This is a genomic window from Sphingomonas sp. CL5.1 (assembly GCF_013344685.1).
Lineage (GTDB): Bacteria > Pseudomonadota > Alphaproteobacteria > Sphingomonadales > Sphingomonadaceae > Sphingomonas.
The window spans coordinates 4,338,173-4,353,764 of the sequence record NZ_CP050137.1 but is presented as its reverse complement, the minus strand read 5'-3'; the positions used below and the strand labels follow the sequence as shown (position 1 = coordinate 4,353,764).

At 68.4% G+C, this 15,592-nt stretch carries 17 protein-coding genes; 8 read left to right on the top strand and 9 right to left on the bottom strand.

The genetic code is table 11. The features are described 5' to 3' along the window. Positions 1-45 precede the first annotated feature (45 nt). On the bottom strand, positions 46-393 hold the full coding sequence (locus tag F9288_RS20810) for a DUF6285 domain-containing protein (protein ID WP_174838600.1): 348 nt from the start codon (positions 391-393) through the stop codon (positions 46-48). After that, positions 390-1,382 carry a phosphotransferase family protein gene (locus F9288_RS20805; protein WP_174838598.1) on the bottom strand — a complete coding sequence of 331 codons (993 nt, stop codon included), beginning with the start codon at positions 1,380-1,382 and terminating at the stop codon, positions 390-392. Before F9288_RS20805 ends, F9288_RS20810 begins: the two co-directional genes overlap by 4 nt. A gap of 86 nt (positions 1,383-1,468) precedes the next feature. Here F9288_RS20805 and F9288_RS20800 point away from each other — a divergent pair, with 86 nt between their 5' ends. Both F9288_RS20800 and F9288_RS20795 read left to right on the top strand, forming a co-directional pair. Next, positions 1,469-2,842 carry an acyl-CoA dehydrogenase family protein gene (locus tag F9288_RS20800; protein ID WP_174838597.1) on the top strand — a complete coding sequence of 458 codons (1,374 nt, stop codon included), beginning with the start codon at positions 1,469-1,471 and terminating at the stop codon, positions 2,840-2,842. A gap of 82 nt (positions 2,843-2,924) precedes the next feature. Then, positions 2,925-3,920, top strand: coding sequence for a nitronate monooxygenase family protein (locus tag F9288_RS20795; protein ID WP_174838595.1), 996 nt, complete (start codon positions 2,925-2,927; stop codon positions 3,918-3,920). 46 nt (positions 3,921-3,966) lie between these two features. Here F9288_RS20795 and F9288_RS20790 read toward each other — a convergent pair whose 3' ends face one another. Continuing rightward, positions 3,967-4,416, bottom strand: coding sequence for a tRNA (cytidine(34)-2'-O)-methyltransferase (locus F9288_RS20790; RefSeq protein ID WP_174838594.1), 450 nt, complete (start codon positions 4,414-4,416; stop codon positions 3,967-3,969). 204 nt (positions 4,417-4,620) lie between these two features. Between F9288_RS20790 and petA the strand changes: the two genes are divergently transcribed. The 5 genes from petA to F9288_RS20765 all read left to right on the top strand — a co-directional run bounded on the left by petA (position 4,621) and on the right by F9288_RS20765 (position 8,633). Further along, the gene (petA, locus tag F9288_RS20785) at positions 4,621-5,205 is read left to right on the top strand and encodes a ubiquinol-cytochrome c reductase iron-sulfur subunit (protein ID WP_174838592.1); all 585 of its coding nucleotides are present in this window, start codon (positions 4,621-4,623) and stop codon (positions 5,203-5,205) included. Positions 5,206-5,216: 11 nt separating this feature from the next. Continuing rightward, positions 5,217-6,506 (top strand): cytochrome b N-terminal domain-containing protein, encoded by a 1,290-nt coding sequence (locus F9288_RS20780; RefSeq protein ID WP_174838590.1) that lies wholly within the window; start codon positions 5,217-5,219, stop codon positions 6,504-6,506. A gap of 24 nt (positions 6,507-6,530) precedes the next feature. Continuing rightward, positions 6,531-7,373, top strand: coding sequence for a cytochrome c1 (locus tag F9288_RS20775; protein WP_174838589.1), 843 nt, complete (start codon positions 6,531-6,533; stop codon positions 7,371-7,373). 114 nt (positions 7,374-7,487) lie between these two features. After that, entirely contained in the window at positions 7,488-8,030 is a 543-nt protein-coding gene (locus F9288_RS20770; RefSeq protein WP_174838587.1) for an adenine phosphoribosyltransferase, read from the top strand. A 198-nt stretch (positions 8,031-8,228) separates the two neighbouring features. Next, complete coding sequence (locus F9288_RS20765; protein WP_174838586.1) at positions 8,229-8,633, top strand: hypothetical protein; 405 nt, start codon at positions 8,229-8,231, stop codon at positions 8,631-8,633. Positions 8,634-8,679: 46 nt separating this feature from the next. Here the strand turns inward: F9288_RS20765 and F9288_RS20760 are convergent, their stop codons facing one another. From F9288_RS20760 to F9288_RS20745, 4 genes are all read right to left on the bottom strand, one after another. Beyond that, on the bottom strand, positions 8,680-9,378 hold the full coding sequence (locus tag F9288_RS20760) for a DNA helicase (RefSeq protein ID WP_174838584.1): 699 nt from the start codon (positions 9,376-9,378) through the stop codon (positions 8,680-8,682). Between the two features lie 175 nt (positions 9,379-9,553). Further along, on the bottom strand, positions 9,554-10,012 hold the full coding sequence (locus F9288_RS20755; protein WP_174839237.1) for a MaoC family dehydratase: 459 nt from the start codon (positions 10,010-10,012) through the stop codon (positions 9,554-9,556). Between the two features lie 14 nt (positions 10,013-10,026). Beyond that, the gene (locus F9288_RS20750) at positions 10,027-11,343 is read right to left on the bottom strand and encodes an ectonucleotide pyrophosphatase/phosphodiesterase (RefSeq protein WP_174838582.1); all 1,317 of its coding nucleotides are present in this window, start codon (positions 11,341-11,343) and stop codon (positions 10,027-10,029) included. A gap of 116 nt (positions 11,344-11,459) precedes the next feature. Further along, entirely contained in the window at positions 11,460-12,209 is a 750-nt protein-coding gene (locus F9288_RS20745) for a glutaredoxin family protein (RefSeq protein ID WP_174838581.1), read from the bottom strand. Between the two features lie 24 nt (positions 12,210-12,233). On the opposite strand from F9288_RS20745, the gene F9288_RS20740 reads away from it, so the two are divergent. Beyond that, positions 12,234-12,653, top strand: a complete 420-nt coding sequence (locus tag F9288_RS20740; RefSeq protein WP_254620992.1) for a MerR family DNA-binding protein — start codon at positions 12,234-12,236, stop codon at positions 12,651-12,653. A gap of 18 nt (positions 12,654-12,671) precedes the next feature. Here the strand turns inward: F9288_RS20740 and ychF are convergent, their stop codons facing one another. Together ychF and F9288_RS20730 are read right to left on the bottom strand one after the other, a co-directional pair. Continuing rightward, complete coding sequence (gene ychF / locus F9288_RS20735; protein WP_174838579.1) at positions 12,672-13,772, bottom strand: redox-regulated ATPase YchF; 1,101 nt, start codon at positions 13,770-13,772, stop codon at positions 12,672-12,674. 82 nt (positions 13,773-13,854) lie between these two features. Next, the gene (locus F9288_RS20730) at positions 13,855-15,573 is read right to left on the bottom strand and encodes a hypothetical protein (protein WP_174838578.1); all 1,719 of its coding nucleotides are present in this window, start codon (positions 15,571-15,573) and stop codon (positions 13,855-13,857) included. Positions 15,574-15,592 lie beyond the last annotated feature (19 nt).

Genomic DNA, 15,592 nt, shown 5'->3' with positions numbered 1-15,592 from the left:
AAAGGTTAATTTGCGGATGGCGCGTCCCGTTCCGGTACAGGCGGGTTACTTCAATTCGTGCGCATATCTCGGCTGGTCGATCGCGAGTGAGTCGAGCGCGCAGGCCTTCATATGGGCGACGAGTCGCGAATCGTCCGGAGCGATCGATCCGGCGCGGATCGCCTCCACCAGCAGCCGGTCGAGCGAGTCGCGGTCGCCGACATCGCATCCGAGCAGCGCGGCGATGCGCTCCGCCGCGCGCGCGTCCGCGGCGGGGCCGAGCGCCATGTCGCGCGCGGCGATCTCCAGCGCGTTGCGCGCGACGCGCAGCGTGAAGCCGCTCGCGCTGCCGTCGACCGGCAGCCAGCGGGAGACGCCCTCGACCAGCGCCCGCGCGGTGGGATGGGAGATCATGCGGCGCTCCGTTCGATGATGGCGACGATATCGGCCTCGGTTTCCGAAAGGCGGCGGCCGATCACCCCGCGCTCCGGCCCGGCGGCGGGGTCGGCGGCCCAGCGCGCGTGCATCATGGTGGTCATCACGCCCCATTTTAGACTGCCGAGCATCTGCCAGAAATCGACCCGCTCCGGTGCGATCGGCGCGCCGCCCGCCGCCTCATAGCCGGCGAGCAGGTCGTCGAGGCCGCCGAACCCGCCGACGCGATGTTCCGGCCGGCCGAAGCGCCAGCTGTTGGTGCAGATCCAGCCGATATCCTCCGCCGGGTCGCCGACATGCGCCAGCTCCCAGTCGAGCACCGCCGCGAGGCCGGTCGCGGGATCGATCATCAGATTGCCGTTGCGGAAATCGCCGTGGACCAGCGTGAGGTCGGTCGTCTCGGGCACGCGCCGCTCCAGCCAGCGGAAGGCCGCCTCGATCGTCGGGCGGACGGCGCCGGAGGCGCGCCACGTCTCCTCGTAATTGGCGAGCGTGGTGCGCACGTCGAGCGCGGCCAGCTCCGCCACCGGCGGCGTCGCGTGGATGCGCGCCAGCGCTTCGCCGCATTGCCGCGCCAGCTTCGGACGGATCGCGTCGAAGGCCGGGTCGGTCGCGATTCGCTTGCCGAGCGTCTCGCCCGAGACGCGCGCCATGACATAGGCCTCGCCCAGCCCGTCCGCCGCGTCGCAGATGTGGACCACCTCGGGCGCGGGGACGCCGTGCGCCACGGCGGCGGCGATCAGCTCGGCCTCGATCCTGAGCGGCGGCTTGCTGCCCGGATGGGCGGCGAGCGGCGAATTGCCCCGGCGCAGGATCAGCGCGCGCGATTCGCCCGACGCCAGGACGAGCGTGAACGCCCATGTCTCCATGCTCGCCCCGCCGGTGAGGAGCGAAAGGTCCGCGATCCGCGCCTCGCCCCCCGCCAGCACCGGCGCCAGCGCCGCAAGCCTTTCCTCGACGTCCGTCATCTGCTTCCCTGTCGTTTCGGGCTGGCCATTTCCGCCGCGCCGCGTCAAATTGCATAGTGTTCTAAGGATTGTCCGGAGAGGATCAAATGGATTTCGCGCTGCCCCGGGAACTGGTCGACTATCTCGCCGAGCTGGATGCCTTCATCGAGGCGGAAATCAAGCCGCTGGAGCAGGCGGACGACAATATCCGCTTCTTCGATCACCGCCGCGAATGGGCGCGCACCGATTTCGAGAACGGCGGCCTGCCGCGTCATGAATGGGAAGCGCTGCTGCGCGAGGCGAAGCGGCGCGCGGACAAGGCCGGGCACCTGCGCTTCGCGCTGTTGCCCAAGTTCGGCGGCAAGGGCGGCAGCAACCTGTGGATGTGCGTGATCCGCGAATATCTCGCCTCCAAGGGGCTGGGGCTGCACAACGATCTCCAGAACGAGCATTCGATCGTCGCCAACAATCCCTTCGCCAAGATGTTCGACGATTTCGGGACGGACGAGCAGAAGGCGGAGTTCATCCCCGGCACGCTCGACGGCACGCGCCGCGTCACCTTCGGCCTGACCGAGCCGGACCACGGCTCCGACGCGACGCATATGGAGACGCGGGCGGTGCGCGAGGAGCGCGACGGCGCGGCGGGCTGGCGCATCGACGGCGAGAAGATGTGGACCACCGGGATGCACGAGGCGACGCATTGCGCCCTCTTCGCCCGCACCGCCGGGGAGGATGGCGCGGCGCGGGGCATCACCTGCTTCCTCGTCCCCGCCGATGCGCCGGGCGTGAAGGTCGAGGAATATCTGTGGACCTTCAACATGCCGACCGATCATCCGCGCGTCAGCTTCACCGACGTATGGGTGCCGGACAGCGCGGTGTTCGGGCCGGTCGACAACGGCCTGCCGCTGGCGCAGAGCTTCGTCCATGAGAACCGCATCCGGCAGGCGGCCTCCTCGCTCGGCGCGGCGGTCTATTGCATCGAGGAAGCGGTGCGCTACGCCCGCCAGCGCAAGCCGTTCGGCGAGGACCTGGCGAAGAACCAGGCGATCCAGTTCCCGCTGGTCGAGCTGGCGACGCAGGCGGAGATGCTGCGCCTCCTCATCCGCAAGACCGCGTGGGAGATGGACCAGATGCCCCATCCGGAGGTGGAGAAGCGCCTCTCCGACAAGGTCTCGATGTGCAATTACTGGGCGAACCGCCTGTGCTGCGAGGCGGCGGACCGGGCGATGCAGGTGCATGGCGGCATCGGCTATTCGCGGCACAAGCCGTTCGAGCATATCTACCGCCACCATCGCCGCTACCGCATCACCGAGGGCGCGGAGGAGATCCAGATGCGCAAGGTGGCGGCGTTCCTGTTCGGCTATCTCGGGCCGAAGCGGAAGGAATTCGCCGGATTGGGCTGGGAGGATGTGGACTATCGCACGGAGAGCCAGATCCGCCCGCGCTCCGGCTGGCAGGCGATCGGCGCGGCGCAGGAGTAGGGCCGCCGCCCCGCCGGCAGGGCTTGCGGCGGCGCGGCGAATCGGCGTAACATCTGTTATGGTAGGTTAGGGGAGAGGGAACATGCTCAAGACGCGCTTCACCGAGGCTTTCGGGGTCGAGCATCCGATCGCGCAGGGCGGGATGCAGTGGGTCGGCCGCGCGCCTTTGGTCGCCGCCGTCGCCAATGCCGGCGCGCTCGGCTTCATCACCGCGCTGACCCAGCCGACGCCCGAGGCGCTGGCGAAGGAGATCGCGCGCTGCCGCGACCTGACCGACAAGCCGTTCGGCGTGAACCTCACGATCCTGCCGACGATCACCCCGCCGCCCTATGCCGAATATCGCCGCGCGATCATCGAGGGCGGGGTGAAGATCGTCGAGACCGCCGGCTACAAGCCGCAGGAGCATGTCGACGACTTCAAGGCGCACGGCATCAAGGTGATCCACAAATGCACCGCCGTCCGCCACGCGCTCTCCGCCGAGCGGATGGGCGTGGACGCGATCTCGATCGACGGCTTCGAATGCGCGGGCCATCCGGGCGAGGACGATATCCCCGGCCTGATCCTGATCCCGGCGGCGGCGAACAGGGTGAAGGTGCCGATGCTCGCGTCGGGCGGGTTCGGCGACGCGCGCGGGCTGGTCGCGGCGCTCGCGCTCGGCGCGGACGGCATCAACATGGGCACGCGCTTCTGCGTCACGAAAGAGGCCGAGATCCCCGAGAGCTTCAAGCAGCAGATGGTGGCGAACGACGAGCGCGCCACCGACCTGATCTTCCGCACGCTGCACAACACCGCGCGCGTCATGAAGAACGCGGTGAGCCAGGAGGTCGTCGCGATCGAGCGCCGCGGGGGTGCGAAGTTCGAGGACGTGCAGCACCTCGTCGCCGGCAAGCGCGGCCTCGCGGCGATGGAGAATGGCGATACCGACGGCGGCATCTGGTCCGCCGGCATGGTGCAGGGCCTGATCGACGATATCCCCACCGTCAGGGAACTGGTCGACCGCATCGTCGCCGAGGCGGAGGAGATCATTGAGGGCCGGCTGGCGTCGATGGTCAGCCGTTATGCCGAGGCGGCGGCGTAGGGAAGGCCGCGCGAAGCTGGCGAGGCGGTGAGCTGGCACGGCCGAATCACGCCGCCCAGCCGCCGGTCTGGCGCAGCGCCTCGCCCAGCACCATCGCCGCCGACACCGCGACGTTGAGCGAGCGGAAGCCGGCATGCATCGGGACGCGCACGCGCATGTCCGCGCGATCATGGACCGCCTGCGGCACGCCGGCGCCTTCCGAGCCGAACAGCAGCACGTCGTCGGGTCTGAACGCGGCGTCGGGCAGGGGAATCGCCCCGCTGGTGGTGGCGAGCACGATCCGGCCCGTCGCCCGCGCCGCGAAGGCCGCCCAGTCGGCATGGCGCGTCACCGCCACGGCGGCGGCATAGTCCATCCCGGCGCGGGCGAGCGCGCGATCGCTCCACGGGAAGCCCATCGGCTCGATCAGGTCGACGCCGACGCCCATGCAGGCGGCGAGCCGCAGGATCGTGCCGACATTGCCGGCGATGTCCGGCTCGTACAGGGCGATGCGCATGGCGCGCGGTTAGCCCGCGACGGCGCCCGGCGGAAGGGCGGTGGGGGCGAGTTGGCGGTTTTGCGCAAAATGCTGTTGGCAGGGGCGGGGGTCGCGGTTATCAGGCCCGTGCCTCCGTGGGGACGGTGGACATGAGGCGGGCGTGGGAGGATCGACATCCGTTACCGTGCACCCGCCCCGGCAGGAAGGGACAAGGGTTAGCGAATGGCGACGGTCGAAAACACGATTCCCCCGGGTGAGAACCCAGCTCCCTATCTCGAGGAAGGCCACGATCCCCGTCGGCGCGATTTCATCAATATCGCGGCGGTCGCCTGGGCGGGCGTGGGCGCGGGCGTCATCGTCCTGCCGCTCATCAACCAGATGAACCCGTCCGCCGACGTGCTGGCGCAGGCGACCACCGAGGTTGATCTGTCCAAGATCGCGCCGGGCCAGGCGATCAAGACGATCTATCGCAAGCAGCCGCTGTTCGTGCGCAACCTGACGCCGAAGGAGATCGCGGAGGCCGACGCGGTGCCGCTCAGCATCCTGCGCGATCCGCAGACGCTGGAGCAGCGCACCAAGCCGGGCAAGAAGAACTGGCTCATCACGCTCGGCGTGTGCACCCATCTCGGCTGCGTACCGCTGGGCGCGGGCGAGGGCGAGAATCGCGGGCCGTTCGGCGGCTATTTCTGCCCGTGCCACGGCTCGGCCTATGACACGGCCGCGCGCATCCGGCAGGGGCCGGCGCCACTGAACCTGTTCGTGCCCCCCTATACTTTCAAGTCTGACACGGCCGTAACGGTCGGTTGAGGTAGCGCAAGATGAGCTTTCCCTGGGCCAAGCATTATGAGCCGAAGCAGCCGCTGATGCGGTGGCTGGACGAGAAGCTGCCGCTGCCGCGCCTCGTCTATAACGCGATCGGCGCCGGCTATCCGGTGCCGCGCAACCTCAATTACTGGTGGAACTTCGGCGTGCTCGCCGGCGTGGCGCTGGTATGCCAGATCGTCACCGGCGTGGTGCTGGCGATGCATTACGCGCCCAACGCGCTGGTCGCCTTCGGCTCGACCGAGCATATCATGCGCGACGTCAACGGCGGCTGGTTCCTGCGCTATGCGCACGCCAACGGCGCGTCGATGTTCCTCGCGGTGGTCTATGTCCATATCGGGCGCGGCCTCTATTACGGCTCGTACAAGGCGCCGCGCGAGATGGTGTGGCTGCTCGGCGTGGTGATCTTCCTCCTCATGATGGCCACCGCCTTCATGGGCTATGTGCTGCCATGGGGGCAGATGAGCTTCTGGGGCGCGCAGGTCATCACCGGCTTCTTCTCGGCGATCCCCGGCGTGGGCGAGACGGTCCGCATCTGGCTGCTGGGCGGTTTCGCGCCGGACAATGCCGCGCTCAACCGCTTCTTCTCGCTGCACTATCTGCTGCCGTTCGTGATCGCGGCGGTCATCATCCTGCACATCTGGGCGCTCCACATCCCCGGCTCGAACAACCCGACCGGCGTGGACGTGAAGGGCGAGCAGGACACGGTGCCGTTCCATCCCTATTACACGGCGAAGGACGGCGTCGGCGTCGGCGCCTTCTTCCTGGTATTCGCGCTGCTGGTGTTCTTCTCGCCGAACCTGCTCGGCCACCCGGACAATTACATCGAGGCGAACCCGCTCTCGACGCCGGCGCACATCGTGCCCGAATGGTATTTCCTGCCGTTCTACGCGATCCTGAAGTCGTTCACCTTCAACTTCCTGTGGATCCCGGCGAAGCTGTGGGGCGTGCTGGCGATGTTCGGCTCGATCCTGCTGCTGTTCTTCCTGCCGTGGCTGGATTCCTCGCCGGTGCGCTCGGCCAACTACCGGCCGACCTATCGCTGGTTCCTGCTCGTGCTGCTCATCGACGTGCTGGTGCTCGGCTATGTCGGCGGGGCGGAGCCGATCGCGCGCAACGTCATCATGGGGCAGATCGCCTCGATCTATTATTTCGCGCACTTCCTGATCATCCTGCCATGGGTGGCGCGTTCGGAGCGGCCGCGGCCGCTGCCCAACTCGATCACCGAAGCGGTGCTGGCGAAGCATGGCGGAACGTCGCCGGCCGAAACCGCGCTGGCGCACTGAGCCGAACGGGGGACTGACAAGACAATGGTTCGTACCATCGCACTCCTGATCGGCGCGGCGTTCGTCGCGGCGCTCGGCTTCGCGCTGTTCGGCACGGTGAAGACCGCGATCACCGATCCCGCGCCGGAAACGGCCGAAGAGGTCTATCGCATCCATCCGGAGGACGCCGGGCTGAAGTCCGCCGGCCTGTTCGGCACCTTCGACCGGCAGCAGGTCCAGCGCGGCTTCCAAGTCTACAAGGAAGTCTGCTCGGCCTGCCACTCGCTGAAGTTCGTCCACTTCCGCGATCTCACCAAGATCGGCTATTCCGACGCGCAGGTAAAAGCGATCGCCGCCGGCTGGGCGACCGAGCAGCCGTCGATCAACCCGGACACGGGCGAGCCCGCCACGCGCAAGAACGTGCCGGCCGATCCGTTCCCGTCGCCGTTCGCCAACGAGGTCGCCGCGCGCGCCGCGAACAACAACGCGCTGCCGCCGGACCTCTCGCTGATCGCCAAGGCGCGCGAGAACGGCCCGAACTATGTCCACGCGCTGCTGCTGGGCTATCGCGACCAGCCGGCCGACCTGGTCAAGGAATTCCCCGGCTCGGTGACGCCGAAGGGGCTGCATTACAACCCGGTGTTCCCGAACCTGAACATCGCGATGCCGCCGCCGCTGACGCAGGACGGTCAGGTCACCTATGCCGACGGCACCAAGGCGACCAAGGATCAGATGGCGCGCGATGTCGCCGCCTTCCTGACCTGGACGGCCGAGCCGAACCTGGAATCGCGTCACGGCGCCGGGTTCGCCTCGGTGATCTTCCTCGCGATCTTCATGTTCCTCACCTGGGGCGCCTATCAGAACGTGTGGCGCGACATGAAGCATTGAGGACGCCCGGCACCTTCGCATGAGGGAGCAGGTGACGAAGCGGCGGCCGTGGTGATACCCCGGCCGCCGTTTCGCGTTTGGACGATATAAGGGTCCGGCCGCTTGGGCGCGCCGATGGAGGTGCCGTTGAATGACGATCTGAAGGCGCTGATTCGCACCATCCCGGATTTCCCCAAGCCGGGCGTCCAGTTCCGCGACATCACCACCTTGCTCCTGTCGCCGCGGGGGCTGGCGGCGTGCGTCGAGCGGATGGTGGCGGCGACTGACGGTCCGGTCGATCTGGTCGCCGGAATCGAGGCGCGCGGATTCCTGTTCGCCGCCGCGTTGGCGGTGCCGCTCGGCGCCGGTGTGCTGCTGATCCGCAAGGACGGCAAATTGCCCGGCGCAACCATCGCCGAGGATTATGCGCTCGAATACGGGCAGGACCGGATCGCGATGCACGCCGACGCGCTTGCGCCGGGCGCGCGCGTTCTGCTGGTCGACGACCTCATCGCCACCGGCGGCACCGCCCGCGCCGCGATCCGCCTGCTGCGCACGGCCGGCGCGGTGGTGACACAGGCGCAGTTCCTGATCGACCTCCCCGATCTCGGCGGCGCGGCGGCGCTGGCGGCGGACGGGGTGCAGGTGGATGCGCTGGTGAGCTTTCCGGGGCATTAGCTCCCGATCCGGCGACGCCCTCTATCGGTCCGTCGAACCTGAACGGGAGAGAAAGGGTCAATTCAGCGTCGCTTCACCCGCTGCGCGCGATAATCCGCTACAATCAGGAACGTGGGCGGCGCGACAGCCGTTTGCGTTCGATCTTTGGATGACCGCTGGCGGCTTCCCGGCCGCCCCCGGAAACGAGGGAGAAGGACGATGGATCGCAAGCGGATCATGCTGGTGGCGCTGGTCGGGGCAGCGGGGCTGGGCGTTTCGGCCTGCGCCGGCGACTATGGCTATGGCGGCATGTCGGTCGGTTACGGGCCTGGATATTACGACAGCTACGACCCCGGCTATTGGGGCTGGTACGGCGACTATTATTATCCCGGCACCGGCGTCTATGTGTACGACCATTATCGCCGGCCATATCGCTGGAATGACGACCAGCGGCGCTATTGGGAGGGCCGGGGCAATAATTACTGGCATAACCGGCCCGGCGGCAACGGCAACGGCGCCGGCCCGCGCCCCAACCCTCGCCCGAACTGGCACGACTTCCATAACCGTGGCGGCGGCAACTTTGGCGGGCGCGGCCCTCGCGGTGGGCCGCCGCCGCACCGCTGAACGGGCTAACGATGGCCAGCCGGCGCTTGCGCGCCGGCCGGTTGCGTCAGGTGAGCGGCTGGAAGCGCATCCTGCCCTCGTGAAGGAAGCAGGCTTTGGAGAACAGGGTTATATCCAGCGGATTGGGCAGGCGGATATCGGCCAGGTCCGGCAATGGCTCGCGCGCGGGATCGTATGAGCGGTCGATCTGGGCGATGAACGTCAGGATGACGCCGTTGCTTCGCGCGAAAGCGTGAAGCGCGGCGATCTGCTCCCCGAGCGCCGGCTTGCTCCGATGCTGGTCGAGGATTTGCAGATAATCGATCACCGCGACCGTTCCGCGCGATGCGTCGGAAAGGTGGCGGATCACGTAGTCGGCGCAGATATCGTCGGATGTCACGATCTCGATCGCCGCAGCCTGGGCATCCGGAGCCAGCGCGCCAAGGTGGGTTCGCGCCTGCGACTCGCTGAACTCGAGCGTGAAGAGGACGCTTCTCTTGCCCGCGCGCGCGGCGTCGATCAGCAAGCGCAGCCCAAGCAGCGTCTTGCCGTGTCCGGGACGGGCGGCAAGCAGGAGCAGGTCGCCTTCGCTGAGCCTGGCGAGCAGAGGCCTATTCGTCGCGACCGTGGCGGAAAGCAGGCTCCATGCGGCGAAGCCTTCCAGACGGGCGACATGATCGAGTGCGGCGTGCAGCGGGATATTCCGGTCGCGCGCCAGCAATCTGGCGCGGCGCTTCAGGCGATGGATCGGGGCGGAGAGCGTCATTGGCGAAAACCTCCATGCCGGGCGTGGACGCAATCCCCTCCTTATGCGCTGCCCGAATGGACGGTTCGACGATCGCCTGCCCCGTATGGATGATACTTCCCCGATCGGAGGGAGGAGGCGCGGGCCGAGCCTGCGCCAATCATAGCAAACGAGGGACCGTGGGCAAGCGCCGCGATCACCCCGCCGCCGCGTCCGGCCGGGTGCGGATCAGGCCGTTCGACACCATCGTCATCACCGGCACGTCATGCTGGTTGAGCACGGTCATGCGGCTCTTGAAGATGCCCATCTCGGGCCGACTCCGCGACTGGCGCTTCTCGATCACCTCGGTTTCGCAGCGCAGGGTGTCGCCGGGATAGACCGGCTTGAGCCAGCGCAACTCGTCGACGCCGGGGGAGCCAAGCCCGGCCTGCCGGTGGTTCTTCAGATTTTCCACGATCATCGACATCACCATCGCGCAGGTATGCCAGCCGCTTGCCGAGAGCCGCCCGAAATGCGTCTGCGCGGCCGCCTCGTCGGAAAGGTGGAAGGGCTGCGGATCGTATTTCTCCGCGAAGGCGATCACTTCCTCCCGCGTCACCTGATAGCTGCCGAAGCTCGACTTCGCGCCGACCGGTATATCCTCGAAATATTGCATCCTCATCCTCTCGCTTATCGTTGATTCAGCGCAGCGCGAAATGGTGCGTCGGTGCCGTCGAGAGCCCTGCCCGCCGGCAATCCGAGCAGGTCGCGCAGCAGCGGCGCCACGTCGACATTGTCGAACGTCGGCAGCTTCCTGCCGCTGGCGAAGGCCGGGCCGCTGGCGATGAACAGCGCGCGCATATCGGCCTGATCGTTGTCATAGCCGTGCTCGCCGCGCGTGAAGGCGCTGGTCGGTGCGGTCTTCATCGTTATCCAGCCATCCTGGGCAAGGCAGAAATACGGCGGGACGCGCGGGTTGCTGCCGTAGTGGAAGCGCACCGGAATATCGCTCTTCCTCCAGCAGGTAAGGTGCGCGTGCGGCTTGAGCAGCGCCGCCTCCACCGCGCGCTCATGGCCGGGAACCGGCTCGAAGCTGGCATAGGGGCCGGCCTCGATCAGCCGCGCGTCGTCCGGGCTGACGAGCTTATCGAGCGCGATCACCCGATCGCTGGAAGTGGGGGCCATGCCGTGATCGGCAACGATCACCAGATTGGCGGGCTGGCGCAGTTCGGCGAGGCCGGCGACGAGATCGCCGATCCAGCGGTCGACTTGCGCCACCGCATCAGTCACCTGCTGGCTCGCCGGGCCATATTGGTGGCCGGCGGTGTCCACGGTGTCGAAATAGAGCGTGATGAAGCCGGGGCGCGTCGCGGGCGGGCGGCGCAGCCAGTCGATCACCGCGCGGACGCGGTTCTCGCCGGGCATCTGCTGGGTGAACTGCTGCCAGTCGTCGGGCCGCATCCCGCCCTGGACGGTGTTGGGCCATTCGCTGCCCCGCACCCCGCCCCAGCCGACATTCGAGCCGGGCCAGAACATCGCGGCGGCGGGAATCCCCGCCTTCTGCGCCGTCACCCAGATCGGCTCGGCGGCGTTCCACCAGAAGGGGTCATCGGTCGCCATGGTGAATTTCTCGCCGGGGCGAGTCGGGTCCTCCATATTGTTCGCGACGATGCCGTGCCGGTCCGGCCGCAGCCCGGTGACGAGCGTCCAGTGGTTGGGGAAGGTCTTGGACGGGAAGGACGGGCGCATCGCCGCCGACACGCCGTCCGCCGCGAGGCGCGAGAGATTGGGCGTGACGCCGCGATCGAGATAATCGGGGCGGAAGCCGTCGATCGACACGAGGATGACGGGCACGCGCTGCGCGGCCTGTGCCGTCGCCGCCGCGATGGGTGCGCCGGAAATGCGCGGCGCGGGCTGGCTGATCGGCGGCAGCGCATGCGGGCTGTACGGATAGGCGCAGGCGCCGACGGCGAGCAGCGCGGAAAGCGCGAGGGTACGGGCGATCATCCCCACTCGCTTACGCCGCGTCCATGACAGGTGAAAGGCAGATTTTCGGCGCGCTATTTTTCTTTGTTTGCCGAGATTTCCGAGCCGACAGGTGATTCCACCTGCCTCGCAATCGCTCAGTGCATCCGCGCCAGCATCCACAGCGCCATCGCGATCATCATCACATTCTCGGTCAGCGAGACGAAGCCGAGCGGCACGTTCGACGATCCGCCGACGCAGGCGCATTTCAATGCGCGCCGTTCGACATAGACCGCCTTGAACACCGAAACCGCGCCGATCCCGCCGATGACCAGCGCGACCGGGGCGGCGAGCCAGGTCAGCGCGCCCGCGACCATCAGCACGCCGGCCAGCCCCTCCAGATACGGGTAGAGATAGGAATAGGGCACCCAGCGCCGCGCCAGCAGGTCGTAATTGACGAACATGCTGGAGAATTTCTCGACATCCTGAAGCTTGAGCAGCGCGAGGACGCACATGCTGAACGCGATGAACCATTCGCCCGCATGGATCGTGAACGGCGTGCCCGCCACCGCGAAGCTCGCCGCGAGCGCCATCAGCGCGGTCATCGCGAACAGCGCGATCACCGGGCGGTAGCTGGTCGCGCCCGGCTCCGCGACGGGCTTGCCGAAGAAGCGGCGCAAGTCGTCATAGCCGCCGACGCGCTCGCCATCGATGAAGGTCTGCGGCGTGGTCTTCACATCATGCTGCGCCTTGAACGCGTCGGTTTCGGCGCGGGTGGCGAGCCAGCGGTCGTCAACCTGATAGCCGTGGCGTTCGAGCAGCCATTTCGCCTTCACGCCATAAGGGCAGATATGGCCGGGCATGACCATGCGATAAAGCGTCGCGCGCTTGCTTGCGGTGGTGTCCATACGCGCCGATATAGGGTCTGTACCATGGTACGGAGTCAAGCGATGGCGGCGATGACGATCGGCGCGCTGGCGAAGGCGGGCGGCGTCGGGGTGGAAACGGTGCGCTATTACCAGCGGCGCGGGCTGATCGCGACGCCGCCGCGCAACGGGCACGGGATCGACGGCGGCATCCGGCGCTATGACGCGGAAGCGCTGCGCCGGCTGCGCTTCATCCGCGCGGCGCAGGGCGCGGGGTTCACGCTGGAGGAGATCGGCGAGCTGCTCGCGCTCGATGCGGGCGAGGATCGCGCGGCGGCGCGCGCGCTGGCCGAGCGGCGCATCGCTGCGCTCGACGAGAAGATCGCGGAACTGAGCGCGGCGCGCGACGCGCTCGCCCGGCTGGCGCGATCCTGCGCGCGGGGGGAGGGTGGCGGGTGCCCGATAATCGCGGCGTTCGAAGGGTGAAGGCGCGGGTCGCGCGCCTTACACGTTGAAGCGGAACAGCATCACGTCGCCGTCGTGGACGACATATTCCTTGCCTTCCTGCCGCAGCTTGCCCGCCTCGCGCGCGCCGGCCTCGCCGCCGAGCGCGACGTAATCGTCATAGGCGATCGTCTCGGCGCGGATGAAGCCGCGCTCGAAATCGGTGTGGATTTCCCCGGCGGCGCGCGGCGCCTTCGATCCGGCGGGCACCGTCCAGGCCCGCGCCTCTTTCGGCCCGACGGTGAAGAAGGTGAGCAGGTGCAGCAGCTTGTATCCGGCGCGGATCACGCGGGCGAGGCCGGTCTCGGCAAGGCCAAGCTCGGAGAGGAACTCGCCGCGATCCTCCTGCGGCATGGTGGCGATCTCCGCCTCGATCGCGGCGGAGACGACCACCGCCTCCGCGCCCTCGGCGGCGGCCTTCTCGAATACGCGCGCGGAATGGGCGTTGCCGGTCGCGGCATTCTCCTCCTCCACGTTGCAGACGTAGAGCACCGGCTTGGCGGTGAGCAATTGCGCCTGCGCGAAGACGCGCTCCTCCTCAACGTCCTTCGGCTGGGTCAGCCGCGCGGGCTTGCCCTCGCGCAGCAGCTCCAGCGCCTGCCCGAGCACGCTGGCGGCGATCTTCGATTCCTTGTCGCCGGACTGGCCCTTCTTGACGAGGTTGGGCACGCGCTTCTCGAGGCTTTCGAGATCGGCGAGCATCAGTTCTGTCTCCACAGTCTCGGCATCGGCGATCGGATCGACCTTGCCCTCGACGTGCGTCACGTCGCCGTCCTCGAAGCAGCGCAGGACGTGAACGATCGCGTCCACCTCGCGGATGTTGCCGAGGAACTGGTTGCCAAGGCCCTCTCCCTTGGACGCGCCGCGCACCAGCCCGGCGATGTCGACGAAGGCGAGCTGCGTCTCGATGATCTTCTGTGATCCGGCGATCGCCGCCAGCTTGGCGAGGCGCGGATCGGGGACGCCGACATTGCCGACGTTCGGCTCGATCGTGCAGAAGGGATAGTTCGCGGCCTGCGCCGCCGCCGTCTCGGTCAGCGCGTTGAAAAGGGTGGACTTGCCCACATTGGGCAGGCCCACGATGCCGCAACGGAAACCCATGTTCGTTCCTCAAGGAATGGAGATGCGGGCGGCCGTACAGCCTCCGCCCGCATCGCGCCAGCCCGAGGGACGCGATCGGCGGTCAGCGCGGACGCTCCGGCCCGTGGCGCGGCGGCTCGGAGGGATGCGGAGGCGCGGGCGGACGCGGCGCGGCATGCTGCTCCTGCGCGCGGACGGCCTGCATCTCCGCGCGCTGCGCGGCCTGGTCGGCACGAGCCTGTTGTTGCTGTTGCGCGCGCGCCTGCATTTCCTGCGCGCGGGCGGCGTTGGCCTGTTCGCGGCGCGCCATGTCGGCGGCGCGCGCTTGTTGCTGCTGCTCCATGCGCGCGACCTGCTGCTCGCGACGCTGGCTCATCGCGGCGGCGCGCATTTGCTGCTGCTGTTCGGCATGGGCGCGCATTTCCTGGGCGCGAGCGGCGCCGGCTTGCTCGCGGCGCGCGGTGTCGGCGGCGCGGGCGCGCTGTTGTTGCTCCATGCGGGCCGCCTGCTGCGCGCGGTGCTGATCCATCTCCACCGCGCGAGCCTGCTGCTGAGCGCGAGCGGCATTGGCTTGCTCGCGGTGCGCCATGTCGGCGGCACGGGCTTGCTGTTGCCGGGCTGCCTGCTGCACGCTCCGCTGGTTCATTTCGGCCGTGCGCGCTTGCTGCTGCTGGAGACGCATGGCCTGCTGGCGCATCTGGTCGGCGTGCGCCTGCTGCTGTTGTTCCACAAGCGCGTGTTGCTGTCGCACCTGCTCCTGCTGGATGCGAGCGGTGTCGACGAGTTGCGCTTGGCGCGCCTGTTGCTGCTGGCGCGCGGCGAGCGCTTGCTGGCGCTCGGCGGCGAGTTGCGCGTTATGCGCCATCATGCCGCCCGCCACCGCCGCTCCGCCCGCCACCGCCGCCGCTGCGACGGGGGCAAAGCGATGCGGGTCGCGCGCCCATGACGCCTGTTGCCATTGCGGAGGGATGGCGCGCGGCGGCGGGGCGGGGCGGAAGTCCTGCGCCTGCCAGGCGGCGAAGCGGCGCGCATCGGCGGCCCGACGCGCCTCCTCGGCCTGCCAGTGGCGTTGCGCGGCCCAATCCTGGCGGGCGTAATCGACCCACATCGGCTGGCGGGCGCGGGTCGCGGCCCATTGCTGCCGTTCCGCGAACCAGTCGCTGCGCCGCTCCGTCCAGGCCTGCGCGCTGATCGCGATCCGCCGCTCGAACGACGCCCGCCACAGGTCGCGTCCGCGCACCAGATAGCGCGAGGCATAGACCACCTGCGGCCCGTAATCGGCCCAGGGCACGACGCCGCCGTCGGGCGCATAGACCACCGCGAGCTGGCCGTCGTCGTAACCATATGAATAATAAGGATCGCGGACGAAATAGGGCTCGTCCGCGCCGGGCCGGTAGTAATAAGTGCGGTAGCCGCCGGAGACCGGCTCGGCGAAGACGACCGAATCGTCATAGCCCTGCCATGCCCATGGTTCGACCCCGTCATAGTCGAAGCCATAATCGGGTGGCGCCTCGCCGAGCGCGTCGGCGAACTGGTAGGCCGCGTCCGCATAGGCATATTCCGCCCCACTGCCGGCATCGCGCACGCGGACGGCGCGGATCGGGCGCGCGTCCGGCAGCGCGGTGGCGCGCGGCGCGGTCGCAAGGGGCGGGGCGGGCGCGTCGGTCATCGGCAGCGTCGCCGGCAGGTTGGGGAGCGGCGCGGCCGCGCTCTGGTTGTTCAGCAGCGCCTGCTCGTTGGGCGCCGCGCGGTTGCACCCGGCGAGCGCCAGCGCGGCAAGCGCCACCGACGCGCCGAAGCGGGAAAAGCGAAATCCGGCCATCGCATCATGCCTCCGTCCA